General features: G+C 74.8%; 26 protein-coding genes. 16 read left to right on the top strand and 10 right to left on the bottom strand.

From position 1 onward, the window contains the following. Position 1: 1 nt before the first annotated feature. Positions 2 to 1,612 carry a penicillin-binding transpeptidase domain-containing protein gene (locus Sru01_RS19280; protein WP_239137559.1) on the top strand — a complete coding sequence of 537 codons (1,611 nt, stop codon included), beginning with the start codon at positions 2 to 4 and terminating at the stop codon, positions 1,610 to 1,612. Positions 1,613 to 1,642: 30 nt separating this feature from the next. Here Sru01_RS19280 and Sru01_RS19275 read toward each other — a convergent pair whose 3' ends face one another. Next, positions 1,643 to 2,461 (bottom strand): crotonase/enoyl-CoA hydratase family protein, encoded by an 819-nt coding sequence (locus Sru01_RS19275; RefSeq protein WP_203988330.1) that lies wholly within the window; start codon positions 2,459 to 2,461, stop codon positions 1,643 to 1,645. A 74-nt stretch (positions 2,462 to 2,535) separates the two neighbouring features. Beyond that, entirely contained in the window at positions 2,536 to 2,808 is a 273-nt protein-coding gene (locus Sru01_RS19270; RefSeq protein WP_203988327.1) for a DUF3040 domain-containing protein, read from the bottom strand. 646 nt (positions 2,809 to 3,454) lie between these two features. On the opposite strand from Sru01_RS19270, the gene Sru01_RS36265 reads away from it, so the two are divergent. Next, positions 3,455 to 6,757, top strand: coding sequence for a S41 family peptidase (locus Sru01_RS36265; protein WP_203988325.1), 3,303 nt, complete (start codon positions 3,455 to 3,457; stop codon positions 6,755 to 6,757). A 77-nt stretch (positions 6,758 to 6,834) separates the two neighbouring features. Here the strand turns inward: Sru01_RS36265 and Sru01_RS19260 are convergent, their stop codons facing one another. Beyond that, a complete protein-coding gene (locus tag Sru01_RS19260) occupies positions 6,835 to 7,857 on the bottom strand; it encodes a helix-turn-helix transcriptional regulator (protein ID WP_203988317.1) in 1,023 nt (340 codons plus the stop codon). 134 nt (positions 7,858 to 7,991) lie between these two features. On the opposite strand from Sru01_RS19260, the gene Sru01_RS19255 reads away from it, so the two are divergent. The 5 genes from Sru01_RS19255 (at position 7,992) to Sru01_RS19235 (ending at position 12,054) form a co-directional block, all read left to right on the top strand. Then, positions 7,992 to 8,387 carry a RidA family protein gene (locus tag Sru01_RS19255; protein ID WP_203988588.1) on the top strand — a complete coding sequence of 132 codons (396 nt, stop codon included), beginning with the start codon at positions 7,992 to 7,994 and terminating at the stop codon, positions 8,385 to 8,387. A 182-nt stretch (positions 8,388 to 8,569) separates the two neighbouring features. Then, positions 8,570 to 9,487: an ABC transporter ATP-binding protein gene (locus tag Sru01_RS19250; protein WP_203988309.1), complete on the top strand. Its 918-nt coding sequence runs from the start codon at positions 8,570 to 8,572 to the stop codon at positions 9,485 to 9,487. Next, the gene (locus Sru01_RS19245) at positions 9,487 to 10,215 is read left to right on the top strand and encodes an ABC transporter permease (RefSeq protein ID WP_203988307.1); all 729 of its coding nucleotides are present in this window, start codon (positions 9,487 to 9,489) and stop codon (positions 10,213 to 10,215) included. Before Sru01_RS19250 ends, Sru01_RS19245 begins: the two co-directional genes overlap by 1 nt. A gap of 25 nt (positions 10,216 to 10,240) precedes the next feature. Next, positions 10,241 to 11,437 (top strand): sensor histidine kinase, encoded by a 1,197-nt coding sequence (locus Sru01_RS19240; RefSeq protein WP_203988305.1) that lies wholly within the window; start codon positions 10,241 to 10,243, stop codon positions 11,435 to 11,437. Next, positions 11,434 to 12,054, top strand: coding sequence for a response regulator transcription factor (locus tag Sru01_RS19235; RefSeq protein WP_275412188.1), 621 nt, complete (start codon positions 11,434 to 11,436; stop codon positions 12,052 to 12,054). The genes Sru01_RS19240 and Sru01_RS19235 overlap by 4 nt, the downstream gene beginning before the upstream one ends. Before the next feature lie 62 nt (positions 12,055 to 12,116). Here the strand turns inward: Sru01_RS19235 and Sru01_RS19230 are convergent, their stop codons facing one another. Beyond that, positions 12,117 to 13,073 carry an SGNH/GDSL hydrolase family protein gene (locus tag Sru01_RS19230; RefSeq protein ID WP_203988303.1) on the bottom strand — a complete coding sequence of 319 codons (957 nt, stop codon included), beginning with the start codon at positions 13,071 to 13,073 and terminating at the stop codon, positions 12,117 to 12,119. A 201-nt stretch (positions 13,074 to 13,274) separates the two neighbouring features. Here Sru01_RS19230 and Sru01_RS19225 point away from each other — a divergent pair, with 201 nt between their 5' ends. Next, a complete protein-coding gene (locus Sru01_RS19225; protein ID WP_203988301.1) occupies positions 13,275 to 14,504 on the top strand; it encodes an isochorismate synthase in 1,230 nt (409 codons plus the stop codon). 153 nt (positions 14,505 to 14,657) lie between these two features. Here the strand turns inward: Sru01_RS19225 and Sru01_RS19220 are convergent, their stop codons facing one another. After that, positions 14,658 to 15,836, bottom strand: coding sequence for an erythromycin esterase family protein (locus Sru01_RS19220; protein ID WP_239137558.1), 1,179 nt, complete (start codon positions 15,834 to 15,836; stop codon positions 14,658 to 14,660). A 90-nt stretch (positions 15,837 to 15,926) separates the two neighbouring features. Between Sru01_RS19220 and Sru01_RS19215 the strand changes: the two genes are divergently transcribed. Next, complete coding sequence (locus tag Sru01_RS19215) at positions 15,927 to 16,649, top strand: TioE family transcriptional regulator (protein ID WP_203988289.1); 723 nt, start codon at positions 15,927 to 15,929, stop codon at positions 16,647 to 16,649. A 94-nt stretch (positions 16,650 to 16,743) separates the two neighbouring features. After that, on the top strand, positions 16,744 to 17,484 hold the full coding sequence (locus Sru01_RS19210; RefSeq protein ID WP_203988287.1) for a GntR family transcriptional regulator: 741 nt from the start codon (positions 16,744 to 16,746) through the stop codon (positions 17,482 to 17,484). Here the strand turns inward: Sru01_RS19210 and Sru01_RS19205 are convergent. Further along, positions 17,451 to 18,122 (bottom strand): DedA family protein, encoded by a 672-nt coding sequence (locus Sru01_RS19205; protein WP_203988285.1) that lies wholly within the window; start codon positions 18,120 to 18,122, stop codon positions 17,451 to 17,453. The two genes, Sru01_RS19210 and Sru01_RS19205, sit on opposite strands and share 34 nt — an antisense overlap. A 27-nt stretch (positions 18,123 to 18,149) precedes the next feature. After that, positions 18,150 to 19,805, bottom strand: a complete 1,656-nt coding sequence (gene menD, locus Sru01_RS19200; protein ID WP_203988283.1) for a 2-succinyl-5-enolpyruvyl-6-hydroxy-3-cyclohexene-1-carboxylic-acid synthase — start codon at positions 19,803 to 19,805, stop codon at positions 18,150 to 18,152. A gap of 189 nt (positions 19,806 to 19,994) precedes the next feature. Here menD and Sru01_RS19195 point away from each other — a divergent pair, with 189 nt between their 5' ends. From Sru01_RS19195 to Sru01_RS35730, 3 genes are all read left to right on the top strand, one after another. Continuing rightward, the gene (locus Sru01_RS19195; protein WP_203988281.1) at positions 19,995 to 21,188 is read left to right on the top strand and encodes an AMP-binding protein; all 1,194 of its coding nucleotides are present in this window, start codon (positions 19,995 to 19,997) and stop codon (positions 21,186 to 21,188) included. Between the two features lie 80 nt (positions 21,189 to 21,268). Next, complete coding sequence (locus tag Sru01_RS19190) at positions 21,269 to 21,631, top strand: hypothetical protein (RefSeq protein WP_203988277.1); 363 nt, start codon at positions 21,269 to 21,271, stop codon at positions 21,629 to 21,631. Between the two features lie 295 nt (positions 21,632 to 21,926). Continuing rightward, the gene (locus Sru01_RS35730; RefSeq protein WP_239137557.1) at positions 21,927 to 23,357 is read left to right on the top strand and encodes an RNA polymerase sigma factor; all 1,431 of its coding nucleotides are present in this window, start codon (positions 21,927 to 21,929) and stop codon (positions 23,355 to 23,357) included. Positions 23,358 to 23,407: 50 nt separating this feature from the next. On the opposite strand, the gene Sru01_RS19180 is transcribed toward Sru01_RS35730, so the two are convergent. After that, the gene (locus tag Sru01_RS19180; protein WP_239137556.1) at positions 23,408 to 23,785 is read right to left on the bottom strand and encodes a hypothetical protein; all 378 of its coding nucleotides are present in this window, start codon (positions 23,783 to 23,785) and stop codon (positions 23,408 to 23,410) included. 180 nt (positions 23,786 to 23,965) lie between these two features. Between Sru01_RS19180 and Sru01_RS19175 the strand changes: the two genes are divergently transcribed. Next, on the top strand, positions 23,966 to 24,547 hold the full coding sequence (locus Sru01_RS19175) for a TetR/AcrR family transcriptional regulator C-terminal domain-containing protein (protein ID WP_203988273.1): 582 nt from the start codon (positions 23,966 to 23,968) through the stop codon (positions 24,545 to 24,547). Between the two features lie 321 nt (positions 24,548 to 24,868). Continuing rightward, positions 24,869 to 25,069 carry a DUF5999 family protein gene (locus Sru01_RS19170; RefSeq protein WP_203988264.1) on the top strand — a complete coding sequence of 67 codons (201 nt, stop codon included), beginning with the start codon at positions 24,869 to 24,871 and terminating at the stop codon, positions 25,067 to 25,069. 2 nt (positions 25,070 to 25,071) lie between these two features. On the opposite strand, the gene Sru01_RS19165 is transcribed toward Sru01_RS19170, so the two are convergent. Beyond that, positions 25,072 to 25,665: an alpha/beta hydrolase family protein gene (locus Sru01_RS19165; protein ID WP_203988262.1), complete on the bottom strand. Its 594-nt coding sequence runs from the start codon at positions 25,663 to 25,665 to the stop codon at positions 25,072 to 25,074. A gap of 82 nt (positions 25,666 to 25,747) precedes the next feature. On the opposite strand from Sru01_RS19165, the gene Sru01_RS19160 reads away from it, so the two are divergent. Then, entirely contained in the window at positions 25,748 to 26,134 is a 387-nt protein-coding gene (locus tag Sru01_RS19160) for a hypothetical protein (protein ID WP_203988260.1), read from the top strand. A gap of 16 nt (positions 26,135 to 26,150) precedes the next feature. Here the strand turns inward: Sru01_RS19160 and Sru01_RS19155 are convergent, their stop codons facing one another. Further along, entirely contained in the window at positions 26,151 to 26,996 is an 846-nt protein-coding gene (locus Sru01_RS19155) for a tetratricopeptide repeat protein (protein WP_239137555.1), read from the bottom strand. Between the last annotated feature and the right edge of the window lies 1 nt (position 26,997).

The following is a 26,997-nucleotide window of genomic DNA, read 5'->3' as shown; positions in this document are numbered from 1 at the left end:
CGTGTCGGCCGCGACCGTGCTGGCGGCGGGCGCCGCCGGCGGCGGCGCCTACTACGTGCTGCACACTAGGGGAAGCGCGGCGGAGACCGCCCGGCACTTCACCGCGGCGTGGGCCCGCGGCGACCTGGCGGCGATGCGCGCCGACCTGGCCGCCGCCGCGCCGGGTTTCGAGACCGCCTACCGCGAGCAGCGCGACGGCCTCGGCGCCCAGCACGTCCGCGTCACCCTGGGCCCGGTCACCCCGGCGGGCGACGGCCGCGCCAAAGCGGCCTACACCGCCACCCTCGGCCTGAAGGACGTCGGCGACTGGACCTACGAAGGCTCGCTGGACCTGGTGGTCCGCGACCGGCACTGGAAGGTCGCCTGGACGCCCGCCACCGTGCATCCGGCCCTCACCGCCGCCACCCACCTGGGCCTGAAGACCAGCTGGCCGCAGCGGGCCGCGATCGAGGACGCCACCGGCGCCCGCATCGACCAAGGCGACGCCGGCGGCTCGGTGCAGCAGCTCGTCGGCTACCTGGACAAGGCCACCGGCAAGGACGTCACCCGGCTCGGCCCCGCCTACCGGCCCGGTGACGCGATCGGCCGGTCGGGCCTGCAGCAGACCTTCGAGAAGAAGCTCGCCGGCCGGCCCACCACCCGCGTCGTGGTCACCGACGGCTCCCGCAAGGCCGTCCGCACCCTGGCCACCATGGAGGGCGCGGCCGGCGCCGCCGTGCGCACCAGCCTCGACCCCGGCGCGCAGCGCGCCGCGGTCCGCGCGGTCGACGGCGTGGACAAGCCCGCGTCGCTGGTGGCGATCCGCCCGTCCAGCGGGGAGATCCTCGCCGTGGTCAACAGCCAGGGTGGTTTCAACCGGGCCCTGGACGGCCGCTACCCCCCCGGTTCCACGTTCAAGGTCGTCACCGCCGCCGGGCTGCTGGCCGAGGGCGTCACCGCCCGCCAGACGGTCACCTGCCCGAAGAAGGCGAACGTCGGCGGCCTGCCGATCCGCAACTCCGAGCACGAGTCGTTCGGCTCGCTGTCCTTCCTGGACTCCTTCGCCCATTCGTGCAACACCACCTTCGCCCCGCTGGCCGCCCGCCACCTCACCGGCGGCAAGCTGGCGCAGGTGGCCGGCCGGCTGGGCTTCAACCAGCCGCTGTCCATCGGCGTGCCCGCCACCCGGGGCAGCATGCCCGATCCCACCGGCCCGGCCGACCTGGCGGCCGAGTCGTTCGGGCAGGGCCGCATCACCGCCAGCCCGCTGGTGGTCGCCTCGGTGGCCGCCGCCGTCGCCGACGGCACCTGGCGGCCGCCCACCCTGGTGCCCGGGCTGACCCAACGGGCCGAGCCGCGGCCGCTGCCGGAGAAGGTGGTGCGCGACCTGCGCACCATGATGGCCGCCGTGGTCACCAAGGGCACCGCCCGGCGCGCGGGGCTGCCCGCCGGCACCGCGGGCAAGACCGGCACCGCCGAGTTCGGCACCGGCCCCAAGCTCGACTCGCACGCCTGGTTCATGGGTTACCGCGGCGACGTCGCCTTCGCGGTCGTCGTCGAGGGCGGCGGCATGGGCGGCGAGGTGGCCGCCCCCATCGCCGCCCGCTTCCTGCGCGCGCTACCCGGCGGCTGACGGCCCGCCCGCCGCCGGTCACCCCGCCGGTCACCCCGCGGGCGGCCCCGGCTCGGCCGCGGCCGCCGCCTGCTCCGCCGGCAGGCCGCCGTGCCGGCCGGCCCCGGCCGCGAACCGGGCCGCACCGGCCACGCCCTCGCGCGCCACGATGGGCACCCCGGCCGCCCCCTCGGCGCGCAGCGCCTCGAGCAGCGGCAGGTCCAGCCCGGCATAGGTCGACGCCCGGTCGGCCAGCACGCACTCGAACGGGAAGGACGCGATCTGCGCGGCCAGCCGCCGGGCCGCCTCAACCCCGCGGCCGGTGTCCACGACCCGGTCGGCCAGGCCGATCGCCAGCGCCTCGTCCGCCGCGACCGGGCGGCCGGTCAGGATCAGGTCCAATGCCCGGCTCAGCCCGATGATCCGGGGCAGCCGCACGGTGCCGCCGTCGATCAGCGGCACCCCCCAGCGGCGGCAGAAGACGCCGAGCACCGCGTCGCGCTCCATCACCCGCAGATCCGCCAGCAACGCCAGTTCCAGGCCGCCCGCGACGGCGTGACCGGCGATCGCCGCGATCAGCGGCTTGCCCAGCCGCATCCGGGTCGGCCCCATCGGGCCGCTGCCGCCGCCGCCGGGGTCCAGCTCCGGCCGCCGGTCCGGGTCGCCCACCGCCGTCAGGTCGAATCCGGCGCAGAAGGTGCCGCCCGCGCCGGCCAGCACGGCCACCCGCCGCGCCGGATCGGCCTCGAACTCCGCCAGCGCCGCCCGCAACTCGCCGGCCATCGCCCGGTCGACGGCGTTGCGGCGCTCCGGACGCTCCAGCCAGATCGTGGTGATCGCCCCGTCCGTCTCGACCCGCACGTCGGCCATCACGAACCTCCCGTCGATCGACGAGCCGGCGGGTGACCACCGGCTCTCCGATCATCGGGCATGGCGAGGGCGGATCACAGGGGCAGCGAGGCCGCGTCCTGCCGGAACACCATGATCAGCAAGGTCGCGATCAGGGTGGCGATCAGCAGCCAGCTCACCAGGATGATGACGGTGGACCTGCTGGGACGCCGCCCCGCCGCCCGGGCCGCTCGCCTGGGCCGGCCGTTCTCCCGGCGCTCGACGCGCTCGTTGAACGACTCCAGCCGGGCGGCCAGTCGCGGATCCTCATCGATGAGGTAACTCTCGATCTGGGCAAGCATTCGCTCCTCGTCCTGCGACCAGGCCATGCCGAAACCTCCCGGCAACGCAAGCGGTGTGCCCGAGTTGTGCCCGCCACGAAGATCCTTAGCCGTACGCCGATCGACTTTTTGCCGCCGGTTTCCGCGTCGCGGGGCGGTTCGGCGAGGCCGCACCGGGAGCGCCGGCCACCACCGGATCCGCCGCGCGCGCCGGCCGTACCGGTTCATCGGGCAGCATTCCATGCGACATGCGGATGGTTCATCGCATTGATGGGTATTTAACGCCAATGATGCGCCCGGCCAGGGCGCATTACCCTTCCCACCCGGCGACAAGTATCAGGGGGCATGATGGCCGGCGCATCAAAGAAATCCAGTAAGGCCACCGGAAAAGCCAAGAAGGCCGCGATAAAGGCCACGCGTGGTAATAAGTCCAACAAACCACCGGAAACCGATCAGCGTCCCGCGGAGTCCGCCGAGGCGCGTTGACCGCGCCGGCCCGGCGACGCCGCCGAGGCGGTATCCGCCGGGCCGGCCCAGCCTCTACATTGGGCAGACGACCACAACCATGATCAAACCGGTGGTCCACCGGCCGCGAGGCCGGCGGACCGTTCCCGGCACCGGCGGCACCTCCGGCCCGGCCCCGCCACCGGCACGCGGTCATGGCGAGCCTCCCGCCCCCCGAACAAGAGGATCGATGTCCGGCTACCTCCGCTTCCCCACGATCTGTGATGACCTCGTCGCGTTCACCGCCGAGGACGACCTGTGGCTCGTCCCCGCCGGCGGCGGGCGCGCCTACCGCCTGACCGCGGGCGTCGCGGAGGCCGGCTACCCCCGGTTCTCCCCCGACGGCAAGGACATCGCCTTCGTCGGCGAGGAGGAGGGGCCCGAAGAGGTCTACGTCATTCCCACCGACGGCGGCGACGCCCGGCGGCTCACCTACGACGGCGGCAGCTGCACCGTCACCGGCTGGGACCCGGCCGGCGGCGTCATCTACACCACCGACGCCCGCCAGCCCTTCTCCCGCTACCGATGGCTGCACCGCGTCGGCACCACCGGCGCCACCGAACGCCTCCCCTACGGCCCGGCCAACTCCATCTCCTACGGCCCCGGCGGCGGCGTCGTCCTCGGCCGCAACACCGCCGACCCGGCCCGCTGGAAGCGCTACCGCGGCGGCACCGTCGGCGACCTGTGGATCGACCGGGACGGCGGCGGCGCCTTCACCCGCCTCATCACCCTGGACGGCAACCTCGCCTCCCCCTGCTGGACCGGCGAGCGCGTCTACTTCCTGTCCGACCACGAGGGCGTCGGCAACGTCTACTCCTGCACCCCCGACGGCCAGGACCTGCGCCGGCACACCGACCACGCCGACTACTACGCCCGCAACCTGTCCACCGACGGCCGCCGGCTCGTCTACCACGCCGCCGCCGAGCTGTACCTGCTGGACCCGGCCACCGACCGCACCCGGCGGATCGACGTTCGCCTCGGCAGCTCCCGCACCCAGCGCGGCCGCCGCTTCGTCCCCGCCGCCCGCTACCTCGACAGCGCGCGACTCGGCCCCGACGGCAGCCGGCTGGCCATCACCACCCGCGGCAAGGCGTACTCCCTGGGCAACTGGGAGGGCCCGGTCCGCCAGCACGGCGAGCCGGACGGCGTCCGCTACCGCCTGCTCACCCCGCTGCCCGACGACCGGCGGCTGGTCGCGGCGGCCAGCGACGAGGGCGACCGCGAGGTGCTGGTGGTGCTGGCCGCCGACGGCAGCGAGCCCCCCGCCCGGCTGACCACTCTGGACACCGGGCGCGCCCTGGAGCTGGAGGTCTCCGCCACCGGCCGGATCGCCCTGACCAACCACCGCAACGAGCTGCTGGTCGTCGACCTGCCCGCCGACGGCGACCCCATCCTCACCCTCGCCGACCGCAGCCCCTACGGCCGGATCGAGGACCCCGCCTGGTCCCCGGCCGGCGACTGGCTCGCCTACACCTGCCCCGACAGCGCGCAGACCACCGCGATCAAGCTCTACCACCCCGACACCGGCCAGGCCCACCAGGCCACCCGCCCGGTGCTGCGCGACGCCCGCCCCGCCTTCGACCCCCAGGGCCGCCACCTGTACTTCATCGGCCAGCGGGTCTTCAACCCCGTCCACGACGCCCTGCAGTTCGACCTCGGCTTCCCGCTCGGCACCCGGCCCTACGCCGTCACCCTGCGCGCCGACGTCCCCTCGCCCTTCTTCACCGAGCCCCGCCCGCTGCCGGCCGGCGAGGACCGCCGGCCCGCCGAGGCACGTCCGGCCGGCGCCCCCGCCGACGAGCAGGCCGGCGAGGACCCGCCGGCCGGCCCGGACGGCGACCGGGAAGGTGGCCGGGACGCCGGGACCGAACCCGCGGCCGAGCTGCGCGTGGACCTTGCGGGCATCGACCGCCGCGTCGTCGCCTTCCCGGTGCCCGAAGGCCGCTACGAGCGGATCGCCGCCACCAAGGACAAGGTGCTGTTCACCTGCCGGCCGGTCCAGGGCGGCCACGGCGACGAGCACGCCGAGCACGCCGGCTGCGCCCTCAAGGTCTTCGACCTGACCAAGCAGAAATGCGAGACCCTGATCTCCGACGTCGCCGACTTCCGCCTCGGCCCCGACCGGACCACCCTGCTGTACCAGTCGGGAGAACGGCTCCGGGTGGTCAGGGCCGGCGAGACGCCGCCCGAGGACGGCGCGCCGGGCCGGGCCGGCGGCTGGGTCGACCTGGACCGGGTCAAGGTCTCGGTCCGCCCGGACACCGAGTGGCGGCAGATGTTCCGTGAGGCATGGCGCCTGCAGCGCGAGCACTTCTGGCTGCAGGACATGGCCGGCATCGACTGGGACGCCGTCTACCAGCGCTACCTTCCGCTGGTCGACCGGGTCGGCACCCGCGGCGAGTTCTCCGACCTGTTGTGGGAGCTACAGGGCGAGCTCGGCACCTCCCACGCCTACGAGATGGGCGGCGAGTACCGTCCTGGACCGCACTACTCCCAGGGCATGCTCGGCGTCGACTGGTCGACCGCCGGCGGTGTCCCGGTGATCGAGCGCATCGTGCACGGCGATCCCTGGGACCCCGACGCCACCTCCCCGCTCAACCGTCCCGGACTGGACCTGCGCCCCGGGGACGCCGTGCTGGCCGTCAACGGCCGGCCGGCCGACATCCCGGGCGGGCCGGCCCGGTTGCTGGTCAACCAGGCCGGCGAGGAGGTGGAACTGACCGTCCGGCGCGGCGAGGACCCGCCCCGCACGGTGACCGTCCGCGCCGTCGGCGACGAGCGCGCCGGCCGCTACCGCGACTGGGTGGCGGCCAACCGGGCCCTGGTGCACGAGCGCACCGGCGGCCGGATCGGCTACCTGCACATCCCCGACATGTCCATCAGCGGGTACGCCGAGTTCCATCGTGGCTTCCTGGCCGAGTACGACCGGGCCGGCCTGATCGTCGACGTCCGCTTCAACGGCGGCGGGAACGTGTCCGGCCTGCTGGTGCACAAGCTGGCCCGCCGGCGGCTCGGCTACGACTTCCCGCGATGGGGCGTCCCCGAGCCCTACCCGGCCGAGTCGCCGCGCGGCCCCATGGTGGCGATCACCAACGAGTGGGCCGGCTCCGACGGCGACATCTTCAGCCACACCTTCAAGCTGCTCGGGCTCGGCCCGCTGGTCGGCAAGCGCACCTGGGGCGGGGTGATCGGCATCTGGCCCCGGCACCGGCTGGCGGACGGCACCGTCACCACCCAGCCGGAGTTCTCCTTCGCCTTCGACGACGTCGGCTGGCGGGTGGAGAACTACGGCACCGACCCCGACATCGAGGTCGACATCACGCCGCAGGACCACGCCCGCGGCGCCGACACCCAGCTGGACCGCGCCATCGAGGCCGCCCTGGAACGGCTGGCCGCCTTCCCTCCCCACACGCCGGACCCGACCGACCGTCCCCGGCTGAGTCTCCCGTCGCTGCCGCCACGGCGATGGTCGGCCGGCGAGGACACCCAGTGATCAACTACTCCGATCCAGCGCCTTTACAATGTAGATCATAGAAGTGCCGCCCGGCATCGCGCGCGCGGCCGCCGCGCTCAGCCGGTCCCGATGTGATCCGGCTCGTCCGGCCGGCCGGCGAGCGGGGCCGGGCGCCGCGCGTAGCGGGCGGCGATCGCGGCGGCCCGGTCGCCCAGCGCGTCGCGCAGCCACTGCGGGGCCAGCACCTCGGCGCCGGCGGCGAGCCGCCACAGCGCCCATTCGGCGTGCCGGCGATCCTGGAAGGTGACCTCCAGCCGCAGCCGGCCGTCCGGGCCGGTCTCCTCGGTGCGGACGGCCAGCGCGGTGCCCATCAGGTCCTCCCGGACCGCCGGGTCCACCCGCGCCAGCACGGCGACCTGGTCGCCGCCGGCCCGGAATCGGGTGCCGCGGTCCCGCCAGGCACGGTCCAGGTCGACCCGGTCCGCTCGCCGGGCGGGCTCGTCGAGCTCCCTGGCGGCCAGGATCCGCGACAGCCGGTAGGTGCGGTCGGCGCCGGACCTGGTGGCCAGCAGGTAGCCCCGGTCGCGGACGGTGACCAGGCCGATCGGGTCCACCGTGCGCCACGTCGGGGGCCGGTCCGCGGCCGCGTACTGGATCTCGAGCCGGTGTCCGGCGACCACCGCGCGCAGGACCTCGGCCGCGATCGCGTCCGGCACCTCCTCCTCGACCAGCCGGCGCGAGAGCAGGTCGGTCTGCGGCTCGATGAGCAGTCGCCCGGCGGCGCCGGCGGCGGTGTCCCGGTAGCCCTCCGGCAGCGCGTCCATCACCTTGAGCATCGCGGTGGCGAGCGCCGAGCCGAGGCCGAACGCCTGCGCGCCGCGCCGCGATCCGGCGACCAGCAGCGCGAGGGCCTCATCGGGGGTGAGCCCGGTGAGCTCGGTCCGGAAGCCGGGCAGCAACGCAAACCCGCCGTGCCGGCCGCGCTCGGCGTACACCGGGACGCCGGCCGCCGACAACGCCTCGATGTCGCGCAGCACGGTGCGGGTGGACACCTCCAGCTCGCGGGCCAGCGCGGCCGCCGGCAGCCGGCCGTGCCGGCGCAGCAGCAGCACCAGCGAGACCAGCCGGTCGGCGCGCACCCGCGAAGATTATCGAAATACATGACAGAAGGTGTCGTGATTTCTCTGCGAGGCTCGGCGACGCGTCCGGCATCCGGCCACCGGGCCGGCCTGGGGACGCCGGATCGACGAAATGATGAGGAGCCGAGATGGCAGTGGAGCGAACGCCGGTCAACCCGTGGGAGTGGTCGGTGAAGGTGGGGTACGACCAGGGGGAGGTCGTCTCCGGGCACACCCGGACCCTGTTCTGCGCCGGGCAGACCGCGACGGACGGCGACGGCCGGCCCCAGCATACCGGTGACATGGCGGCGCAGCTGGCGCTGAGCCTGGACAACCTCGCGGCCGTGCTCGGCGAGGCCGGCATGTCGCTGGCGAACCTGGTCCGGCTCAACGTCTACACCACCGACGTCGACCGGCTGTTGGAGCACTACGGGGTGCTGGCCGCGCGGCTGGGCGCCGCCGGGGTGACACCGCCCACCACGCTGCTCGGGGTGACCCGGCTGGCGATCACCGAACTGATGGTCGAGCTCGAGGGGACCGCCGTAGGGTGAGGCCGCCCGGCCGCGCGCCGGAACGGTGAACCGAAGCCGCCCGGCCGTGCGTGTTCGAACAGTACGCGAGCGATGCGCTTAACAATGTAGATCACAACCCCCTGCCGGGCGGGACATTTGTCCTGCCCGGCAGGGGATCTCGATGCCTACCCCGCCGCGCGGGGTCCTCCTAGATTCGATCCATGAGCAGCGAAGCGGTGTCGCTCACTGAGCTGACCAAGACATACGGGACGGTCCGCGCCGTGCACGGCCTGAACCTGGACATCCCCTCGGGCCAGACCGTGGCCCTCCTCGGCCCGAACGGCGCCGGCAAGTCCACCACCATCGGCATGATGCTCGGCCTGGTCGAGCCGGACTCCGGCCGGGCGGCCATCTTCGGCGGTCCGGCCGAGCAGGCGCTGCGCGACGGCCGGATGGGCGCGATGCCGCAGGAGGGCGGGCTGCCCTCCCGGGTCACCGTCCAGGAACTGCTCCGGTTCGTGGCCGGCACCTACCGTGCCCCGCTCCCCCTGGAAGACGTCCTGGCCGCCGCGCGGCTCACCGGCGAGGCCGGCCGCCGGGTCGACCGGCTCTCCGGCGGTCAGGCCCAGCGGGTCCGGTTCGCCCTCGCCCTGGTCGGCGACCCCGACCTGCTCATCCTGGACGAGCCGACCGCCGCGCTCGACGTCGAGGCCCGCCGCCGGTTCTGGGAGGGCATGCGGCGGTTCGCCGCCCGCGGCAAGACCGTCCTCTTCTCCACCCACTACCTGGAGGAGGCCGACGAGCACGCCGACCGGATCGTGGTCGTGGACCGCGGCCGGGTGGTCGCCGACGGCACCAGCCGGGAGATCAAGCGCGTCGCCGCGCTCACCACCGTCAGCCTGACGGTCTCGGGCGACTCCACCACCTGGCTCCGCGAGCTGCCCGGAGTGACCTCCGTCGAACTGCGCGGCGGCCGGGCCCACCTGCGCTGCACCGACTCCGACGCCACCGTGGCCGCCATCGCCGCGGCCGGCGCCATCCGCGACCTGGAGGTCGCACCCGCCGACCTGGAGGACGCTTTCGTCGCCCTCACCGCCGGCTCCGCCGCCACCCCCGCCCTGGAAGGGACCTCCCTGTGATGCTCGGCTACGTCCGCCTGGAACTCGCCCGCGTGCTGCGCGACGTCACCTTCCTCGTCTTCGGCGTCGCGATGCCCACCGTGATGTACCTGATCTTCACCACCCTCGGGCTGGCCCCCGGCGACGGCCGGCAGGAGGTCGCGCTGTTCATCATGGTCAGCATGGCCGCCTACGGCGGCATGGGATCGGCCTTCAACAACGGCACCGGCCTCGGCGAGGACCGCGCCACCGGCTGGCTGCGCCAGCTCCGCCTCACCCCCCTGTCCCCCACCGCCGTGCTGGCCGGCAAGACCGTCACCGGCATGGTCGTGGTGGTACCGGGCATCGCCGCGGTGCTGCTGGCCGGCGTGCTGATCAACGATGTCACGCTGCGGCCCGCCCAGTGGGTGGCCATCGTCGCGCTGCTATGGCTCGGCACCATCCCCTTCACCCTGTTCGGGCTCGGCAACGGCTACCGCCTCACCGGCCAGTCGGCCGGCCTCGCCAACCTCGCCGCCACCATGGGACTGGCCGTCGCCGGCGGCCTGTGGCTGCCCATCGAGCGCTTCCCCGGCTGGCTGAAGGCCATCGCGCAGTGGACGCCCACCCACAACTACGCCGACATCGCCCGGCACGTCGCCTTCGGCCAGTCGCCCACCCTCCGCTCCGCGCTGATCCTGCTCGGCTGGCTGCTGGTCCTCGGGATGTACGCCCGGTACGGCTACCGCTACGCCGGCCGCCGGGCATGAGCCGGCGAGCGGCTAGGTTGGGGCGGTGACCGTGACCTCCAGGTCGGCGGGGACGTCCGCCGGGTCGTCCCCCGGCTCCTCGGCGCCGCCGTCCGCCGCGCCCCGCGGCGGACGGGCCGGGCGCGACTTCGCCGCCCAAGGGCCGACCTTCCGCGGTTTCCTGCCCTGGCTGTCGCTGCTCGCCGTCCCGGTGTGGGACACGCTGCACGGCGACGCCCGCCCGGTCTGGCTCGCCGTGGCGGGAATCGCCGGAGTGACCGCGCTGTACGTGTACACAATCCGGCTGGCCTTCACCCGCCCGGGCCACGCCGCCCGGTGGCCGCTGCCCGCGCTGGGCGCGCTGGTGGTCCTGCTCAACGCGGCGCTGTCCAGCGGCTGGCAGATGCTCTTCCTGCTGCTCGCCATCGCCTGCGGGGTCGCGCTGACCTCCCTGCGCCAGACGAGCGTCGCGCTCGGCGCCGTGATGGCCGCGGCGGTGCTGTTCGCCGCCCGCAACGGCGAGGACTGGTCGGGCATCCTGTCCATGGCCTGGGGCACCTTCACCGCCGGGCTGGTCCCGGCCATCATCCTGCGGCTGTTCGACGTCATCGCCGAGCTGCGCGCGACCCGCGAGGAGCTGGCCAGGGCCGCGGTGGAGCAGGAGCGGCTGCGTTTCTCCCGCGACCTGCACGACCTGCTCGGCCACACCCTTTCGGTGATGGTGGTCAAGGCAGAGGCGGTCCGCCGGCTGCTGCCCGGCGACACCGCCGCGGCCGCCGGGCAGGCCGCCGACATCGAGCGCACCGGCCGCGACGCGCTGACCCAGGTCCGCGCCGCCGTCACCGGGTACCGCGGCCGCGGGCTGGCCGCCGAGCTGGACGCGGCCCGCGCCGTCCTGGCCGACGCGGGCGTGACGCCGGCCATCCGCGTCCCGGTGATCGCCCTGCCTCCGGAGACCGACGCCCTGCTCGGCTGGGCCGTCCGCGAGGGGGTCACCAACCTGATCCGGCACAGCGGCGCCCGATCGTGCCGGATCGACCTGACCGCCGGCCAGGGCCGCACCGTCCTTTCCATCCAGGACGACGGCCGGGGCGGCGCCGGACCGGCGAGGTCCGGCTCCCCAGGCCACGGCCTGCCCGGTCTGCGCGAGCGGGTGGAGGCGGCCGGCGGGGAGCTGGCGGCCGCCGACGGGCCCGAGGGCGGGTTCCACCTCCAGGTCATCCTGCCGGAGGTGCCGCGTTGACCGGGCCGGCCGAGATCCGGGTGCTGCTCGCCGAGGACCAGGGCATGATGCGCGGCGCCCTCGCCCTGCTGCTCGACATGGAGCCGGACATGCGGGTGGTCGCCCAGGTCGCCGCCGGCGACGCGGTGCTGCCCGCCGCGCTGGAGCACCGGCCGGACGTGGCCCTGCTCGACATCGAGATGCCCGGCCGCGGCGGCCTGGAGGTCGCCGCCGACCTGCGCGACCGGCTGCCCGGCTGCCGGGTGCTCATCCTCACCACGTTCGGCCGGCCCGGCTACCTGCGCCGCGCCATGGAGGCCGGCGCGGCGGGCTTCCTGGTGAAGGACGGCCCGGTGGAGGACCTGGCCGCCGCGATCCGCCGGGTGCTCGCCGGCGAGCGGGTGATCGACCCGGCGCTGGCCGCCGCCGCGCTGAGCACCGGCCCCAGCCCGCTCACCGAACGGGAACGCGACGTGCTGGCCGCCGCCGCCGACGGGTCGACCGTCGCCGACATCTCCGGCCGGCTGCACCTGTCGGAGAGCACCGTCCGCAACTACCTGTCGGCGGCGATCGGCAAGACCGGCACCCGCAACCGCATCGAGGCGGCCGCGCTGGCCCGCCACAACGGCTGGCTGTGACCGCGGGCGGCCCGGCCCCCGGCGGCGGCCGCCCGGCGGCGGCTCCCGCGGCGGCCGCCGGGTCAGCGCCGCCGGGCGGCCTGCGGCGCGGGCGCCACGGCGGCGTCCCACCGGAAACCGGCCGCGTAGGTCACCTCCGCCAGCGCCCGCTGGCCCTGATCGTCGGGATGGAAGAAGTCCCAGGCGCTGACGTGGTCCAGGGTGAAGGGGTAGTCGAACACCGCGCCCCCGTCGTACCGGCAGCCCGGGCCGTACGCCGCGCACACCTCGGCCATCGCCGCGTTGTAGGCGCGCACCCGGGCCCGCACCCGCGCGCGGCGGAGCCGGTCGGCGCGGGCATCGGAGGCGGCGTCGGCCAGCATGGCCGGGCAGATGTGGCCGATCGCCCAGAACGACCGGGCGACCATGTTGTCGCGGCCGATCCGCCACAGCCGCCACAGGTCCGGGACGCTGGCCGCGAAGATCTTCGTTCCGGTGGTGGCCAGCAGCGCGAACGCCCGAGTGATCCGCGCCCGGTAGGTCGCCACCGGGGTCATCCGCGCCTGCCGGCGGGAGCAGGCGTCCTGCGCGCCGATCAGCACCGTGACATATCCGGCGCGGGCGGCGACCGCCCGGGCGGCCTGGGCCGCCAGCCCGGCGCTGGTGGCGCCGGGCACCGCGAAATTGAGGTTGTGCCCGCGCAGCGCCGGGTCGAGCGCCAGCAGGCGCAGGTAGTGGCTGCGCACCCCGGCCGCGTCGCCGGTGGACCAGGAACGCGCCGGGCAGGCGGCGTACCAGCCGCAGGCGTTGAAGCCGGCGGTGATGGAATCGCCGAGGGCCGCCATCACCGCGGGCACCGGCTCGGCCGCCGCACGACCCCTGGCGCGCCCCCCGGCACCGACCTGGGCACGGATCTCGGCACGGATCTCGGCACGGGCCTCGGCGGCGGCCGGTGCCGCCGTCCCGCCCGCCGCCGGCACCGCCGCGCCCGCCGTGCCCACCGCCGCGGCCGCGAGCACGGACACCAGCCTGCCGACCATGACCCCTCCCCCGCCGTCCCGGCCACCCAACGTAGGGGCCCCGGCACCGCGGTCTCCATCACCGTGCGGCCAGGCGTTGCTACCGTTGACCAAGTCCCTATCGTGGCTTGACAGGCCACCGCACTCCCCCGGCGGGCCGGGCGGGCGGCCAGAGCGGCACCCGATGTCGAACGCGTTCAGTTTCCGCATAAGGTGGGCAGAGTGAGTGTCGCGCTCGGTATAACCCGCCCCCCGCTGGTCCGCACCGTCCCGGTCCACCACCCCGAGGACCTGGTCGCGCGACTACCGCAGGTCGCCCCGTACGCCTGGGTCCACCGGGGCGACGGCCTGGTGGCGTGGGGCGAGGCCGCCCGGGTGGCGGTGCCGCCGGGCAAGGGGCGCTTCGAGTGGGCGCGGCGCTGGCTGGCCACCGTCTTCGACGAGCTGCGGGTCGAGGACGAGGTGCGGGTCCCCGGCTCCGGCCCGGTCGCCTTCGGCTCCTTCACCTTCGACCCGGACGTCGCCGGCTCGGTGCTGGTGGTCCCGCGGGTCCTGCTCGGCCGGCGGGGCGGCCACGCCTGGCTCACCACCGTCGGAGAGCCGCCGATCGACCTGATGGCCCCGGCCGGCACGCCGGGCCGCGTCGTCTACGGGGACGGGTCGCTGAGCGCGCCGCAGTGGCAGCACGCGGTCGCCCGCGCGGTCACCGAGATCAGGTCGGGCCGGCTGGAGAAGGTCGTGCTGGCCCGCGACCTGGTGGCCACCGGCGAGCGCGACATCGACGTGCGGTTGCTGCTGGACCGGTTGGCCCGCGCCTATCCCGGCTGCTACACCTTCTCCTGCGCCGGCCTGGTCGGCGCCACCCCCGAGCTGCTCGTCCGGCACACCGGCTCGGCCGTCGAGTCCCTGGTGCTGGCCGGCACGACCTACCGCGGCGCGACCGCCGCCGAGGACCGCGGGCAGGCCGCGGCCCTGTTCGCCTCGGCCAAGGACCGGCACGAGCACGCGTGCGCGGTCGCCTCGGTCCGCCAGGCGCTCACCCCGCTGTGCGCCGCCCTGGACATCCCGGCCGAGCCCGAGCTGCTGGTGCTGCCGAACGTCCAGCACCTGGCCAGCCGGGTGCGCGGCCGGCTGGCCGACGGCGCGTCGGTGCTCGACGTCGTCGCGGCCATGCACCCGACCGCCGCCGTCGGCGGCACGCCCACCGGTGTCGCGCTGGACGTCATCCGCGAGCTGGAGGGCATGGACCGCGGCGGCTACGCCGGGCCGGTCGGCTGGATCGACGGCCGTGGCGACGGCGAGTGGGGCATCGCGCTGCGCTGCGCCCAGGTCGAGGGCCGCCGGGCCCGGCTGTTCGCCGGCTGCGGCATCATGGGCGGCTCCGACCCGGCCGCCGAGCTGGCCGAGGCGCAGGCCAAGTTCCGCGTCATGCGCTACGCCCTGGAAGGCTGACCGGCGCCCGCGGGCCGCCGTCCTCACGCGGGCCGGCCCCGATCGGCGCGGGCTCGATCAGCCCGGCTTGACGGCGCCGTCCCCAGCGTCGCCGTCACCTGAATCGCTGTCAGCCGAATCACCCGGCCGGCGCCGGCCACATGAGGGGCGCGATCACGACGGAAAAGGCGCGATCCCGGCCGCTCGCCGGAGGAAGACGACGCCGTCCATCATGTCGAGCCCGGCGGGATCGATCGGGAAGTACGCGAAATCGCGGGAGACGCGCGGGTCGGGCGCCTTGACGGCCGCGGCCAGCCGGCGGGCGTCGACCACCGCGCGCTCCCAGGGGAGGGTGGACAGCATGCCCTCCAGGCTGCCGGGGGGCGGGGCGTCCTCGCCGACCGTGCCGAACGCCGAGGCCAGGTAGGCGTACCGGTCGCCCAGGTGCGCCGCGATGATCGCCCCGGCGCTCCACCACTCCAGCCGCAGGTCGCCGAGCGGCATGCGGCTCGGGGGCCGCTGCAAGTGCAGGTTGTGCCCGAAGACCAGGGCCGGGCCGTGCTCGGCGACGGCACGCAGGTTGCCGGCCATCATCGCGTCCCGCAGCGCCGACAGATGGCTCATCCGCACCGGGGAGGCGTCGGCCAGCCAGTGATGGTAGCGGAGCAGGCCGACGGCGGTGCGCCCGTACAACTCGGCCCGCGCCCGCTCCGGGGCGGCGAGCCGCGGCGCCTGCGTCTCCAGCAAGGCCACCAGCTCGTCGGCGATCAGCCGCAGCCGCCGGGCCTGGGCGGACCGGCCGATCGACCGGGACGGATCCATGACGGTGGCCTCGTCGGACCACCGCTCGTCCGGGCCCAGCAACGTCTCCAAGGTCTCCTCGGTCACCACCGCGTCCACCAGCGGCCCGTCGAGCAGGGCGCGTAGCGCGGTGAGCGCCTGGCGCGGGCTCGCCGCCCAGTACTCCAGCGGGCCGTCGAACCCGAAGAAGCGGACCTTCTCCTCGTGCTCCTGGTTATAGGCCCGCATCCAGCGGACGAGCTCGCGGTTGGCCGGTGCGGTGCCGAAGCGGTGGCTGAAGCCGCGCGCCATGACGTCGTCGAGCGTGCCCGCACCCCCGGTGACGTAGTCATCCACCACCAGGCCCATCAGGCAGTCGCTCTCGATGGCGAACGACCGGTACCCCTCGTGTTCGACGAGGTGCCGGAAGATCTCGTTGCGCGTCTCCCCCAACTCGGCCACGAAGTGCCTGGCCTCTCCCAGGCCGAGCAGCAGGGGCCGGGCGGGCAGCGACCGGAGGAACGCCGAGATTCCCGCGCCGTCGAGCGGCCGCGCCATGTCCGTGATGTCCATACCTTCAACGCTATCGTTGAACATACGGTGTAAACTTGCCAGCGTATTGAGCAGTTATTGTCGTGAGAACCCTCAAACAGCGGGGCAGCCATGAGACCGGTGGATCTGGCGCGCGAGCACGGCCTGTCCCCCCAGGCCGTCCGCAACTATGAGGAGGCGGGCATCCTGCCCGTCGCCGGCCGCACCGTCCACGGCTACCGCACCTACACCCCGCTGCACGCGCAGGCCCTGCGCGCCTTCCTCACCCTGGCGCGCGCGCACGGCCACCGCACGGCCACGTCGATCATGCAGGCGGTGAACCGGGACGCCGCCGAGGACGCGCTGCGGATCATCGACGAGAGCCACTGCCGGCTGCTCGACGACCGCCGCACCCTGCAGGCCGTGCAGGCCGCGCTCGGCGACCTGGCGCCGGTGCCCGCCGAGCGCGGCGAGACGTTCATCGGACCGCTGGCCGGACGGCTCGGCATCCGGCCGGCCACCCTGCGCAAGTGGGAGGGCGCCGGGCTGGTCCGGCCGCGCCGCGACCCGCGGACGGGCTACCGGGTCTACAGCGCCGCCGACGTGCGGGACGTCCGGCTGGCCCACCAGCTCCGGCGGGGCGGCTACCTGCTGGCGCAGATCGCCCCGCTGATCGCCCAGGTCCGCGCGGCCGGCGGGGTCGTCCCGCTGGAGTCGACCCTGCGCGACTGGCACGCGCGGCTGGCCGCCCAGGGCCGGGCCATGCTCGCCGGCGCCGCCGCCCTGGACGCCTACCTCGGCGCCCGCGCCGTCCGGACTCCTTCCCCGGATTCCCCGGATATCAGCCATGCCTGACAGCACACTTTCCCTGGTGTCAACATTTGTCAGGACATTCTGACGTCCGCTAATCTCGTCGGATCAGCGGATCACCTCGGCGCCGGGAGCGGGCATGAGCACAGGGTTCGACATCGCGCTCGACCGGTCGAGCCCGGTGCCGCTCTACTTCCAGGTCGCCGAGCAGATCTCCGAGGCCATCCGGCGCGGCGACCTGGCGCCCGGCGCGCGGCTGGACAACGAGATCCTGCTCGCCGACCGGCTCGGCCTGTCCCGCCCCACCATCCGCCAGGCCATCCAGTATCTCGTGGACAAGGGCCTGCTGGTGCGCAAGCGCGGCGTCGGCACCCAGGTCGTGCACGGCCAGGTGAAGCGCTCGGTCAAGCTGACCAGTCTCTACGACGACCTGCGCCTGGCCGGCCAGACGCCGACCACCCGGGTGATCTCGCTACGGCCGGTACCGGCCGGCGAGGAGGTGGCGGGCGTGCTCGGCCTGGCACCGGGCGCCGAGGTCCTCGAACTCGAGCGGGTGCGCTACGCGGCGGGCGAGCCGCTGGCCCTGCTGCACAACTGGCTGCCCGCCGGGCTCGCCGCGCTCACCCCCCAGGCGCTGGAGGAGCACGGCCTGTACGAGCTGCTGCGCACCGGCGGGGTGCGCATGCGGGTGGCCAGCCAGCGCATCGGCGCGCGGTCGGCCACCCCGGCCGAGGCGCGCCTGCTGGACGAGCGCCGCGGCGCGCCGCTGCTCACCATGACCCGCACCGGGTACGACGACCAGGGGCGCGCCGTCGAGCACGGCTCGCATGTCTACCGCGCCTCGCACTACTCGCTGGAGGTCACGCTGATCGAACGCTGACCGTCCTCCGGGTCCGGGCCCGGCACGGGGCTCTCGCCGGCCGCCCGCAGGGCCTTGCGCTTGATGTAGAGGGTCGTGCCCAGGCCGACCAGCAACGCCACGACCAGGCCGACCCAGGAGAACCCCTTGAGCCAGCGCTCGGCCACGATGCCGAGATAGTAGATCACCGCGGTGGTGCCGCCGGCCCACAGGATGCCACCGAGCACGTTGGCCACCAGAAAGCGCCAGTACGGCATGCGCAGCGCGCCGGCCAGCGGGCCGGCCAGGATGCGCAGCAGCGCCACGAACCGGCCGAAGAACACCGTCCACATGCCGTACCGGTCGAAGACCCGCTGCGCCCTGGCGATGTGCTCGGGCCCGAAGTGCTTGGGGAAACGCCGGCCGAGGCGGTCGAACAGCGGTTGCCCGCCCTTGCGGCCGATGGCGTACCCGATCGAGTCGCCGATGATGGCGCCCACGCTGGCGCACACGCCCACCCACACCGGGCTGACCACGTGCTGCGCCGACATCAGCGCGGCGCTGACCAGGACCACCTCGCCGGGCAGCGGGATGCCGAGGCTCTCCACGCCGATGACGACGCCGACGATGACACAGATCCACACCGGGGGGATCGCCTGGAGCCATTCCTCGACATGCATGGCCACCACCCTATTGCGGCGAATGACCTAGCCGAGCGCGCGCACCGCCGCCTGCGCCGCCTCGCGCATCTCCGCGTGCACCCGCGCGTTCTCCGCCCGGTCGGTGCGCGCCTCCACGATCCGCACGCCCTCGCCCCTGATCGCCTTGGACAGGCCGGCGGCCGAATCCAGCAGGGTGTGCGGGGTGCCGGTGGCCGCCGCCACGCTCGCCAGGTCCACCCCGTGCGGGGTGCCGAAGACCCGCTCGAAGGAGTCGGGCAGCGCCGCCTGCGGCAGCAGCGAGAAGATGCCGCCACCGTCGTTGTTGGCCACCACCAGGCACAGGTCCGGGCGGGGCTCGCGCGGGCCGAGGATCAGGCCGTTCTGGTCGTGCAGCAGGGTGAGGTCGCCGAGCAGCGCGTAGGAAGGGCCGTTGTGCGCCAGCGCCGCGCCGAGCGCGGTGGACACCAGGCCGTCGATGCCGGAGGCGCCGCGGTTGGCCATCAGCCGCAGGCCCCGCCGCGGGCGCATCGCCTGGTCGAGATCGCGGATGGGCATGGAGGAGCCGCAGAACAGCAGCGCGTTGTTGGGCAGCGCGTCGGCCAGGTCGCGCGCCAGCCGCGGCTCGCTCAGCGGCGAGCCGTCGAGCACGGCGTCCACCGCCTCCCGGGCGGCGGCGTCGGCGGACCGCCAGGCACGCAGCCAGCCGTCGTCGCCGGCCGCCGCCGTGATCTCCACCGCCTCGGCGACCTGGGTGACCGAGCGGGTGGGATCCGGCCAGCGGGCCGGCGCGGAGGTGACCACGATGTGCTCGGGAGCGTGCCGCAGCCAGGCCAGCAACGGGCGGGACAGGCTGGGCCGGCCCAGGGTGACCACCACGTCCGGCCGGTGCGCCTCGGCGAACCCCGGGGTGCCGAGCAGGAAATGGTAGGCGGAGATCGCGTGATCCCCGTACCGGCCGCCGCCGCTGGGCTCCGACAGGACCGGCCACCCCGCCATGCCCGCCGCCGCGACGTAGCGCCGCACGTTGACCGCGCCGTCGCCCACCACCAGCACGCCGCGCCGGGTGGGCGGCACGTGCAGGCCCGCCGACGACGGCGCGACGCGCACCCGCACCCACGGCCCGGTGACGCCGGTCTCCAGCGGCTCGCACCAGGTGGTGTCGCCGTCGGGGATCAGCGGCTCGCGGAAGGCCAGGTTCAGGTGCACCGGCCCGGGGTCGCCCGGGCCGAGGGCCCGCTGGTAGGCGCGACCGGCCAGCGAGCGCCAGTAGGCCACCTGGCCGGGACGGTCCTCGGGCACCCCGGCCTCGGCGAACCAGCGCACCGCCGAGCCGTACAGCTTGAGCTGGTCGATGGTCTGGCTGGCCCCGGTGCCGCGCAGCTCCGGCGGCCGGTCGGCGGTCAGCACCAGCAGCGGGACGCCGGCCTCGTGCGCCTCGATCACCGCCGGGTGGAAGTTCGCCGCCGCGGTGCCGCTGGTGCACACCACCGCGACCGGCCGCTCGGACCGGCGGGCCAGCCCGATCGCCAGGAACGCGGCCGACCGCTCGTCGACGCGCACGTGCAGCCGCACCCGCGGGTCGCCGTGCGCGGCGATCGCCAGCGGCGCCGACCGCGAACCGGGCGCGAGCACGATGTCGGTCAGGCCGCAGCGCACCAGCTCGTCGACGAGCACGCCGCAGAACGCGGTCGCCGGATTCACCTGCCCCCCTCCACCGGCCGGGGGGCCGGCCGGAGAACGCGCGCGCGCGTGACGCCGGAGACGGGCCTCATCTAGGGACGGCGCGGGAAGCGGAACAGTCGACGGTGCTCAGGGTCACTCTCGCTCCTCACTCGCCTGCGCCACCCGGCCCGCGCGGGGGCGCAGTCCAACGGGACTAACCTTACGACCGTGAGTGAGCGACCTGTGCACGCGGTGGTCCTGCCTGCGGGTCCGCCCCTGTTCGACCTGGTCCGCCGGGCGCTGCACGATGACGGCCCGGCGATCGTCCCGCTCGATCCCGACCTGCCCGCGCCCGCGCTGCGGGACGTGCTGGCGGCCGTGCGCCCCACTCACCTGGTCACCGCGGAGGGCACCCGGACCGTCCCGGACGGGGTGCCGGCCGGCGCCGGCACCGCGGTGGTCATCACCACCAGCGGGTCCACCGGGCCGCCCAAGGGCGTGGAGCTGTCGGCCGCCGCGCTGTCGGCCGCCGCGGCTGCCTCGCTGCGGCGGCTGTCGGCCGGGCCTGGCGAGCGGTGGCTGTGCTGCCTGCCCCCCTCGCACGTCTCCGGGCTGCAGGTGCTGGTCCGCTCGCTGCTCGCCGGGTCCGAGCCGCTGATCCACCCCGGCTTCTCCCCGGCCGCGGTGGCGGCGGCGGGCGCCGATCACGTGTCGCTGGTGCCGACCCAGCTGCGCCGGCTGATCGACCACGGCGCCGACCTGTCGCGGTTCCGCACCGTGCTGCTCGGCGGCGCCGCCGCCCCGCCCGGCCTGCTGGCGGCGGCCCGGCGCGCGGGCGGACGGGTGGTCACCACCTACGGGATGAGCGAGACCTGCGGCGGGTGCGTCTACGACGGCGTCCCGCTCGACGGCGTGGAGGTGGCGGCCGGACCGGGCGACGGGCGGATCATGATCCGCGGCCCGGTGCTGTTCACGGGCTACCGGCTGCGTCCCGACCTGACCGCGGCCGCCCGGCCGGACGGCTGGTTCCGCACCGCCGACCTCGGCGTGGTGGCCGGCGGCCGGCTGCGGGTGAGCGGCCGCGCGGACGACGTGATCAACACCGGCGGCCGCAAGGTGACGGCCGGCGCGGTGGCGGGCGTGCTGGCCGGCGACCCCGCCGTGCGCGAGGCGGTGGTGGTCGGGCGGCCCCATCCGGACTGGGGCGAGGAGGTGGTCGCGGTCGTCGTGCCGGCCGACCCGGCCGCTCCCCCGTCGCTGCCCGGGCTGCGGGCCCTGGTGAAGGCCGGCCTGCCCGCGTACGCGGCGCCCCGCGCGCTGATGGTGGTCGACCGCTTGCCACTGCTGCCCAACGGCAAGCCCGACATCGTCCAGATTCGTCGTGATATTTCACGGTTTGCCAGCACAGCAGAGGTTTCTTGACCACAATGGCCCGGCACAGGGGAACCTTATGTCCCCATCGCTCGTCATAGGGGACAGATGGAGCTAGGAAGGAAACCTCGATGAACCCAACCCGAAAGATGTGGATCTGTGCCGGAGTGACCGGTGTGGTCCTCGCTGGCGGCGTCTCGGTCGCGCTGGCCGCCGCGTCGGGCCGGGTCGACACCACCGCGCAGGTCGGCCAGGTCGGCGGGGCGACCACCCCGCGGCCCGGCGAGGCCCCGGGCCAGATTCCCGGCCCGGTCGACAAGAACGCCGAGCCCACCCGCGCGCCCAGCGAGATCGTCGCCGAGGACCACAACATGAACCCCGACCCGCTCAAGGTCGCCGAGCACTGGACCGAGCGCCGGATGGAGCAGGCCGAGCCGCTGCCCATGCCCGTCCTCACCCCGGAGGCCAAGCCGACCGCCAAGCCCACCAAGTAGCCGGCCGGGCGGCGCACGAGCCAGGACGGGCGCGCCGGACGCGCCGGACGACGACCCCGCGGAGGCGGGCCGCAGTGGCGGCCCGCCTCCGGCCGTGTCAGGGCCCGGATCCGGGGCAGGGAGCGGAGAACCAGCGACGACAGGTGAGACGATGAGGAGGACGACCTGCGGCGGCCGGAGGATACCCGGGAACAAAAACCGCGCCACGACGTTATTGATACTGGCGCCGGACGCCGACCCGCCGCGCCATCCCATGAACCGGACAAGACGACTCCGTGACGGAGGAGGTGTGCTCATGCCCCGAACCGCCCTGGCTACCACCACCGAGCGCGAGGCGCCCCAGGCCTCCCTCGCCCAGGTCCTCGACCGCGCCCGAGCGCAAGGTCACCTGTCCCTCGCGGAGCTGCGCGAGGCGTTCACCGCTGCGCACGTGGGCCCGGCGAAGGGCCGTTCGATCGTGCGCGAGCTGACCGAGGCCGGCGTGCGGCTGGGTGCCGACGCCGAGACCGAGCCACGCGCCGCCGGACGGGCGGGAAAGAGCCGTAAGAGCACGACAGTGACGACCAAGACCCACGGCAAGACCACCGCACGACGGGCCGCCGGGACCGCCACGGTCACCACCAGCGGCACCACCAGCGGCACCGCCGAGACGCCGTCCGGCGTGCGCGCCCGCGGCGCCGCCGCCCGTCGCGCCGCGGCTGACCCCGCCGCCCGGCCGGCCCCCGCCCGTCCCGACGGCTCCCCCGAGGCCGACGCCTGGGAGGAGCCGACCGAGGCCGATCTGCAGGAGGAGACCCTCGACCTGGACGACCAGTCCTCGGTCATGGGCGACTCGGTGCACACCTACCTCAAGTCGATCGGCCGGCGCACCCTGCTGACCGCCGCCGAGGAGGTCGAGCTGGCCAAGCGCATCGAGGCCGGCCTGTACGCCGAGCACAAGCTGGAGACCGAGCGGCTCAGCGCCGAGCGGCGCGCCGACCTGGCGTGCGTGGTCGAGGACGGTCGCCGCGCCAAGGACCACATGCTGGAGGCCAACCTCCGCCTCGTCGTCTCGGTCGCCAAGAAGTACACCGACCGGGGCATGGCCCTGCTCGACGTGGTCCAGGAGGGCAACCTCGGGCTCATCCGGGCCGTGGAGAAGTTCGACTACTCCAAGGGTTACAAGTTCTCGACCTACGCCATGTGGTGGATCCGCCAGGCCATCCAGCGCGGCTTCGCCGACTCGGCCCGCACGATCCGGCTGCCGGTGCACGTGCTGGAGATGCTGTCCAAGCTCTCGCGGATCGAGCGCGACATGCACCAGCGGCTCGGCCGGGAGCCCACTCCCGAGGAGCTGGCGGTCGAGCTGGACAAGACGCCCGACCAGATCGAGGAGCTGCTGCGCACCAGCCGCCAGCCGATCAGCCTGAACGCCACCATCGGCGAGGACGGCGAGACGACCATCGGCGACCTCATCGAGGACGTCGACGCCCCGGAGGCCTCGGAGGTCGTCGACCGGCAGCTGCTTGGGGCCGAGCTGCGCGGGGTGCTCGGCAACCTCACCCCGCGCGAGGCGAAGATCATGGCCCTGCGCTTCGGTCTGGTGGACGGCAAGCCGCACACGCTGGACGAGATCGGCAAGCATCTCGGCCTGACCCGTGAGCGCATCCGCCAGCTCGAGAAGGAGTCGCTGTCCAAGCTGCGCCACCCGAGCAACACCCGTCCGCTGCTCGACTGGGCCAGCTGACCGCCACGTGATCGGGCGGCCTCCCGTGCGGGAGGCCGCCCGTCCCGTGTTCAGCCCGCGGCGGGCATCGGCCGCGGCACGCGCGCGATGCCGGTCAGCCGGTGCTCCTCGCGCAGCGTGCGCAGCCGGCTCACCTCGGCGTCCCACATGGCGCCGTGCGGGGTGGCCACCCCCTTGCGCCGCCGGATGCGGTCGTCGTACGCCTTGATCCCGAACGCCGCGCGCCGGGCCGCCTCGGCGGCGCGCAGCGCGTCGGTCAGCGCCCGGTCGAACGCCAGCCCGGCCGCGCGAAGCTCGTCATCGGGCACCTGTGCCGCCTGGGCGGCGCGCAGCGCGTGCTCCGCCTCGCGGGCCTTCTCCAGCAGCCGCGGGAAGCTGTTCCCGACCTCCTGGTCGGCGTGGTGCCTGACCTCCGCCTCCCGGCTCACACTCGGACGGAAAAACGCCATCGCCTGCCCTTTCTCGGCTTTCGCCGGTGATCCGGCGGTTTCTCGCTGGCCATAGCGTACGCCGGAGCGGGTGGCGCTCGTGCCGGTGCCCCCGCGTAGGTGTCCATTACAGGCGCGGCGCCCTTTACAAAGTAAGCCCGAAGCCGGATCATGCCGTGCATGCCTGCGAAACGACCTCCCGTGCCGCTGTCGCGCGATCGCATCATCGAAGCGGCCCTGCACATCGCCGACGGCCAGGGCCTGCGCCGCCTGACCATGCGCCGCCTCGGCGACGCCCTGCAGGTGGAGGCGATGGCGATCTACCACCACCTGCCGCGCGGCAAGGACGCGCTGATGGACGCGCTCGCCGAGCACGTCACGGCGGTCCACGTCGACCCGGGCGGCCTGTCCGGCTGGCCGCAGGTCGCGCGGGCGTGGGCGCACGCCGCCCGCCAGGCGCTGCTGGCCCATCCGGGAGTGCTCGCCCTGGCGCTGACCCGGCCGCCCCGGGGCGCCGCGCTGCTGTCCATCGGCGAGCAGGCCGAGCAGCTGGCCGCGGCCGGCCTCCCCGACGCGGCACCCGCGGTGCGCGCGCTGCGCGCGTACGTGATGGGCAGCGTCGCGGTGGAGATCCAGCGTTCCGGCTGGGCCGCCGCGGCCGCCGGGGACGGGCCGGCGGCGGCCGGCGAGCCGGCCGAGGAGGCGGTCGCGGCCTTCGAGCGCGGCCTGGACGCGCTGCTCGCCGGCCTTGCCGATACGTAACCGTACGTTTATCCGCCCGGCGGCGAGTCGTGCTTGGACCGTTATCTTCCCTGCGGCACGCTTGTGTCGCAGGTCACACCGCCGAACCAGCCCTTCGGGCCCCCTCGGACCCCCTAATCGAAGGATCGAAACCGTCCTAACGGGCTATGTCGCCCGCGTGTGACCCGCAGCACACTTACTCTGTAGATGTGCCGTGGCGCACATGTCAACCACACAGCGCTCGTCCTCGTCCAACGGGGGAGGGGAATCGGCCGGCGATGGCGCCGGCTCCGGGGCCCCTGGCCGAGCACCGGATCGAGAGAGAAAACCGGAGGCACGCCGATGTGCCCGCATGAGCCGTCCTGTCCGGACACGACCGCGCCGGACCGCGAAGCCGCCCGCACGATCGCGGCCCACCCCGAGCAGGGGTGGAGCCTGCTGTGCAACGGCATCGTGCTCTTCGAGGACACCGGGGAGCTCCTGCCCGACGGCGCGGTCATCGCTCCGCACCGTCCCACCGACCTGGCCGTCAGCGCCGCCTGAGTTCAGCCGAGCCGCGGCTCCAGCCAGCCGGCCACGGTCTCGCCCACCCGGGCGGGATCCCGGTCGAGGTCGTGCCCCTCTCCCGGGAGCACGACCAGCGATGTCGCGTCCGCGGCCTCGGGCACCCCGAAACGGTCCCGGCCGCCGGCGACCACCAGCACCTCCGTCCCCGCCGCCCGCAGTTCCGGAGCCCGGGACCGATCCGGCCGGCCCGGCGGGCACAGCGGGAAGGCCAGCGCCACCGCGGCCCGCGCCCCCACCGCCCGGGCGGTCCGGCAGGCCACCCGCGCTCCGTTGCTCCGCCCGCCCTGCACCAGCGGCAGCCCCGGAAAGCGGATGCGCAGCGCCGCCACCAGGACCCCCCACGCCCGGTCCTGCCGCTCCGGCGAACCCGGCGCCCGGGCGCCGGCCAGCCGGAAGGGCTGGACGACCCGGGCCACCGAGCCGCCGATCGCGGTCACCGCGTCCCGCACGGCCAGCAGGTCCGCCGACTCCACTCCCCCGGCCGACCCATGGGTCAACACGCACAAGAACCGCGGGTCGCGCGCCTCGTCGATCTCCGCGGTCGCCGTCCCGGCCGGTGTCACGATCCGCATGCCGCACACCGTACCGGCGGAGGACCCGCTTCCTACCGGCGGGGGATGCCCACGGCGCGCCGATCTGTGCCACATTGGAGGAGTGCCGGACAATACACTCCCCCATGACGAGCTGCGCGCCACCGTGGAGGCCCGCCGGGATCTCGGCCCCGAATACGACAACGCGCTGATCGAGTCCTTCCTTCACAAGATGGACGCCGCGATCGACACGCGCATCCGCCAGGAGGTGGCGGCCCAGCAGGGCGGCCATCACCCGGGCGGGCACCACGGCTACGGGGGCCCGGTGCCGCCCCAGCAGCCCCGCAAGCAGACCGACCCGACCATCCCGGTGGCACTCGGCTCGCTGGGCATCGGCGTGCCGCTGACCGCGATCGCGGCGGACGCCTCCGGCATGGTCGGCCTGCTGATCACCTGGATCGGGATCGTGCTGGTCAACATGGCCGTCGCCGTGGGCCGCCGCCGCCACTGACCCCGGCCACCGCGCGCTACGCCTGCGGACCGGCGCCGGGCGCGGGGTCGTCCCCGCGCCGCAGGCGCAGCCGTACCTGCTCGGCGACCGCCTCGTCGGGATGGTCCAGACCGTACGACCAGACCGCCTCGGCGTCCTCGTCCCGGCCGCGCAGCGGCAGGGTTCGGGCCAGCAGCTCGATCGCGAGCGCGGCGCCGTCCACATCACCCGGCTCGCCGGCGGCGGCCGCGAACTCGCCACAGGCCATGTCCAGGTGCGCCATGCCGAGCAGCACCCGTAACCGCCCGGGGTCGGCGGCGCCCGGCAGGGCGAGCGCGTCCAGCAGCGCGTCGGCCGCGGCACCCGGCTCGCCGGCGGCCAGCAGGTGCTCGGCCAGCATCTGGGCCGCGTGCGACCCCGCCTCGGGGTCCCCGGTGGCCAGCGCGGCGCGCAGTTCCTCCTCGGCCACCGCGCCGTCGTCCTCCTCGGCGGCGATCCGGGCCAGCCCGAGGTGGGCGGCGGGCAGGTAGGCGGGCGTGCCGACCCCGATGACCGCCTGCCAGGCGGCGCGTGCCTGGTCGGCCAGGCCTTCGCGCTCGAAGCCGCGGGCCAGCAGGCAGGCCGCCTGCGCCGCGTACTCGGGATGCCCGGTGGCCAGCGCCGCCCGGGCCGCCGCCCGGGCGCCGGTCAGGTCACCGCGTTTCTCCAGCACCACGGCGAGGCCGACCGCCGCCTGGGCGCGGTCGGCCGCGCCCTCGTCGGCGACCAGCCGGGTGAAGATCTCCGCCGCCGCGTCGAGGTCACCGTCCTCGGCCAGCCGGCGCGCGTCGTCGATCGGCCGTCCGGACTCCACCTCGTGCGCCGCCATCACCAACGACCTCATC

It is taken from the genome of Sphaerisporangium rufum, assembly GCF_016863395.1.
Classification (GTDB): domain Bacteria; phylum Actinomycetota; class Actinomycetes; order Streptosporangiales; family Streptosporangiaceae; genus Sphaerisporangium; species Sphaerisporangium rufum.
Note: the sequence above shows the minus strand (reverse complement) of the source record. Positions and strands in the feature narration are given on the sequence as shown.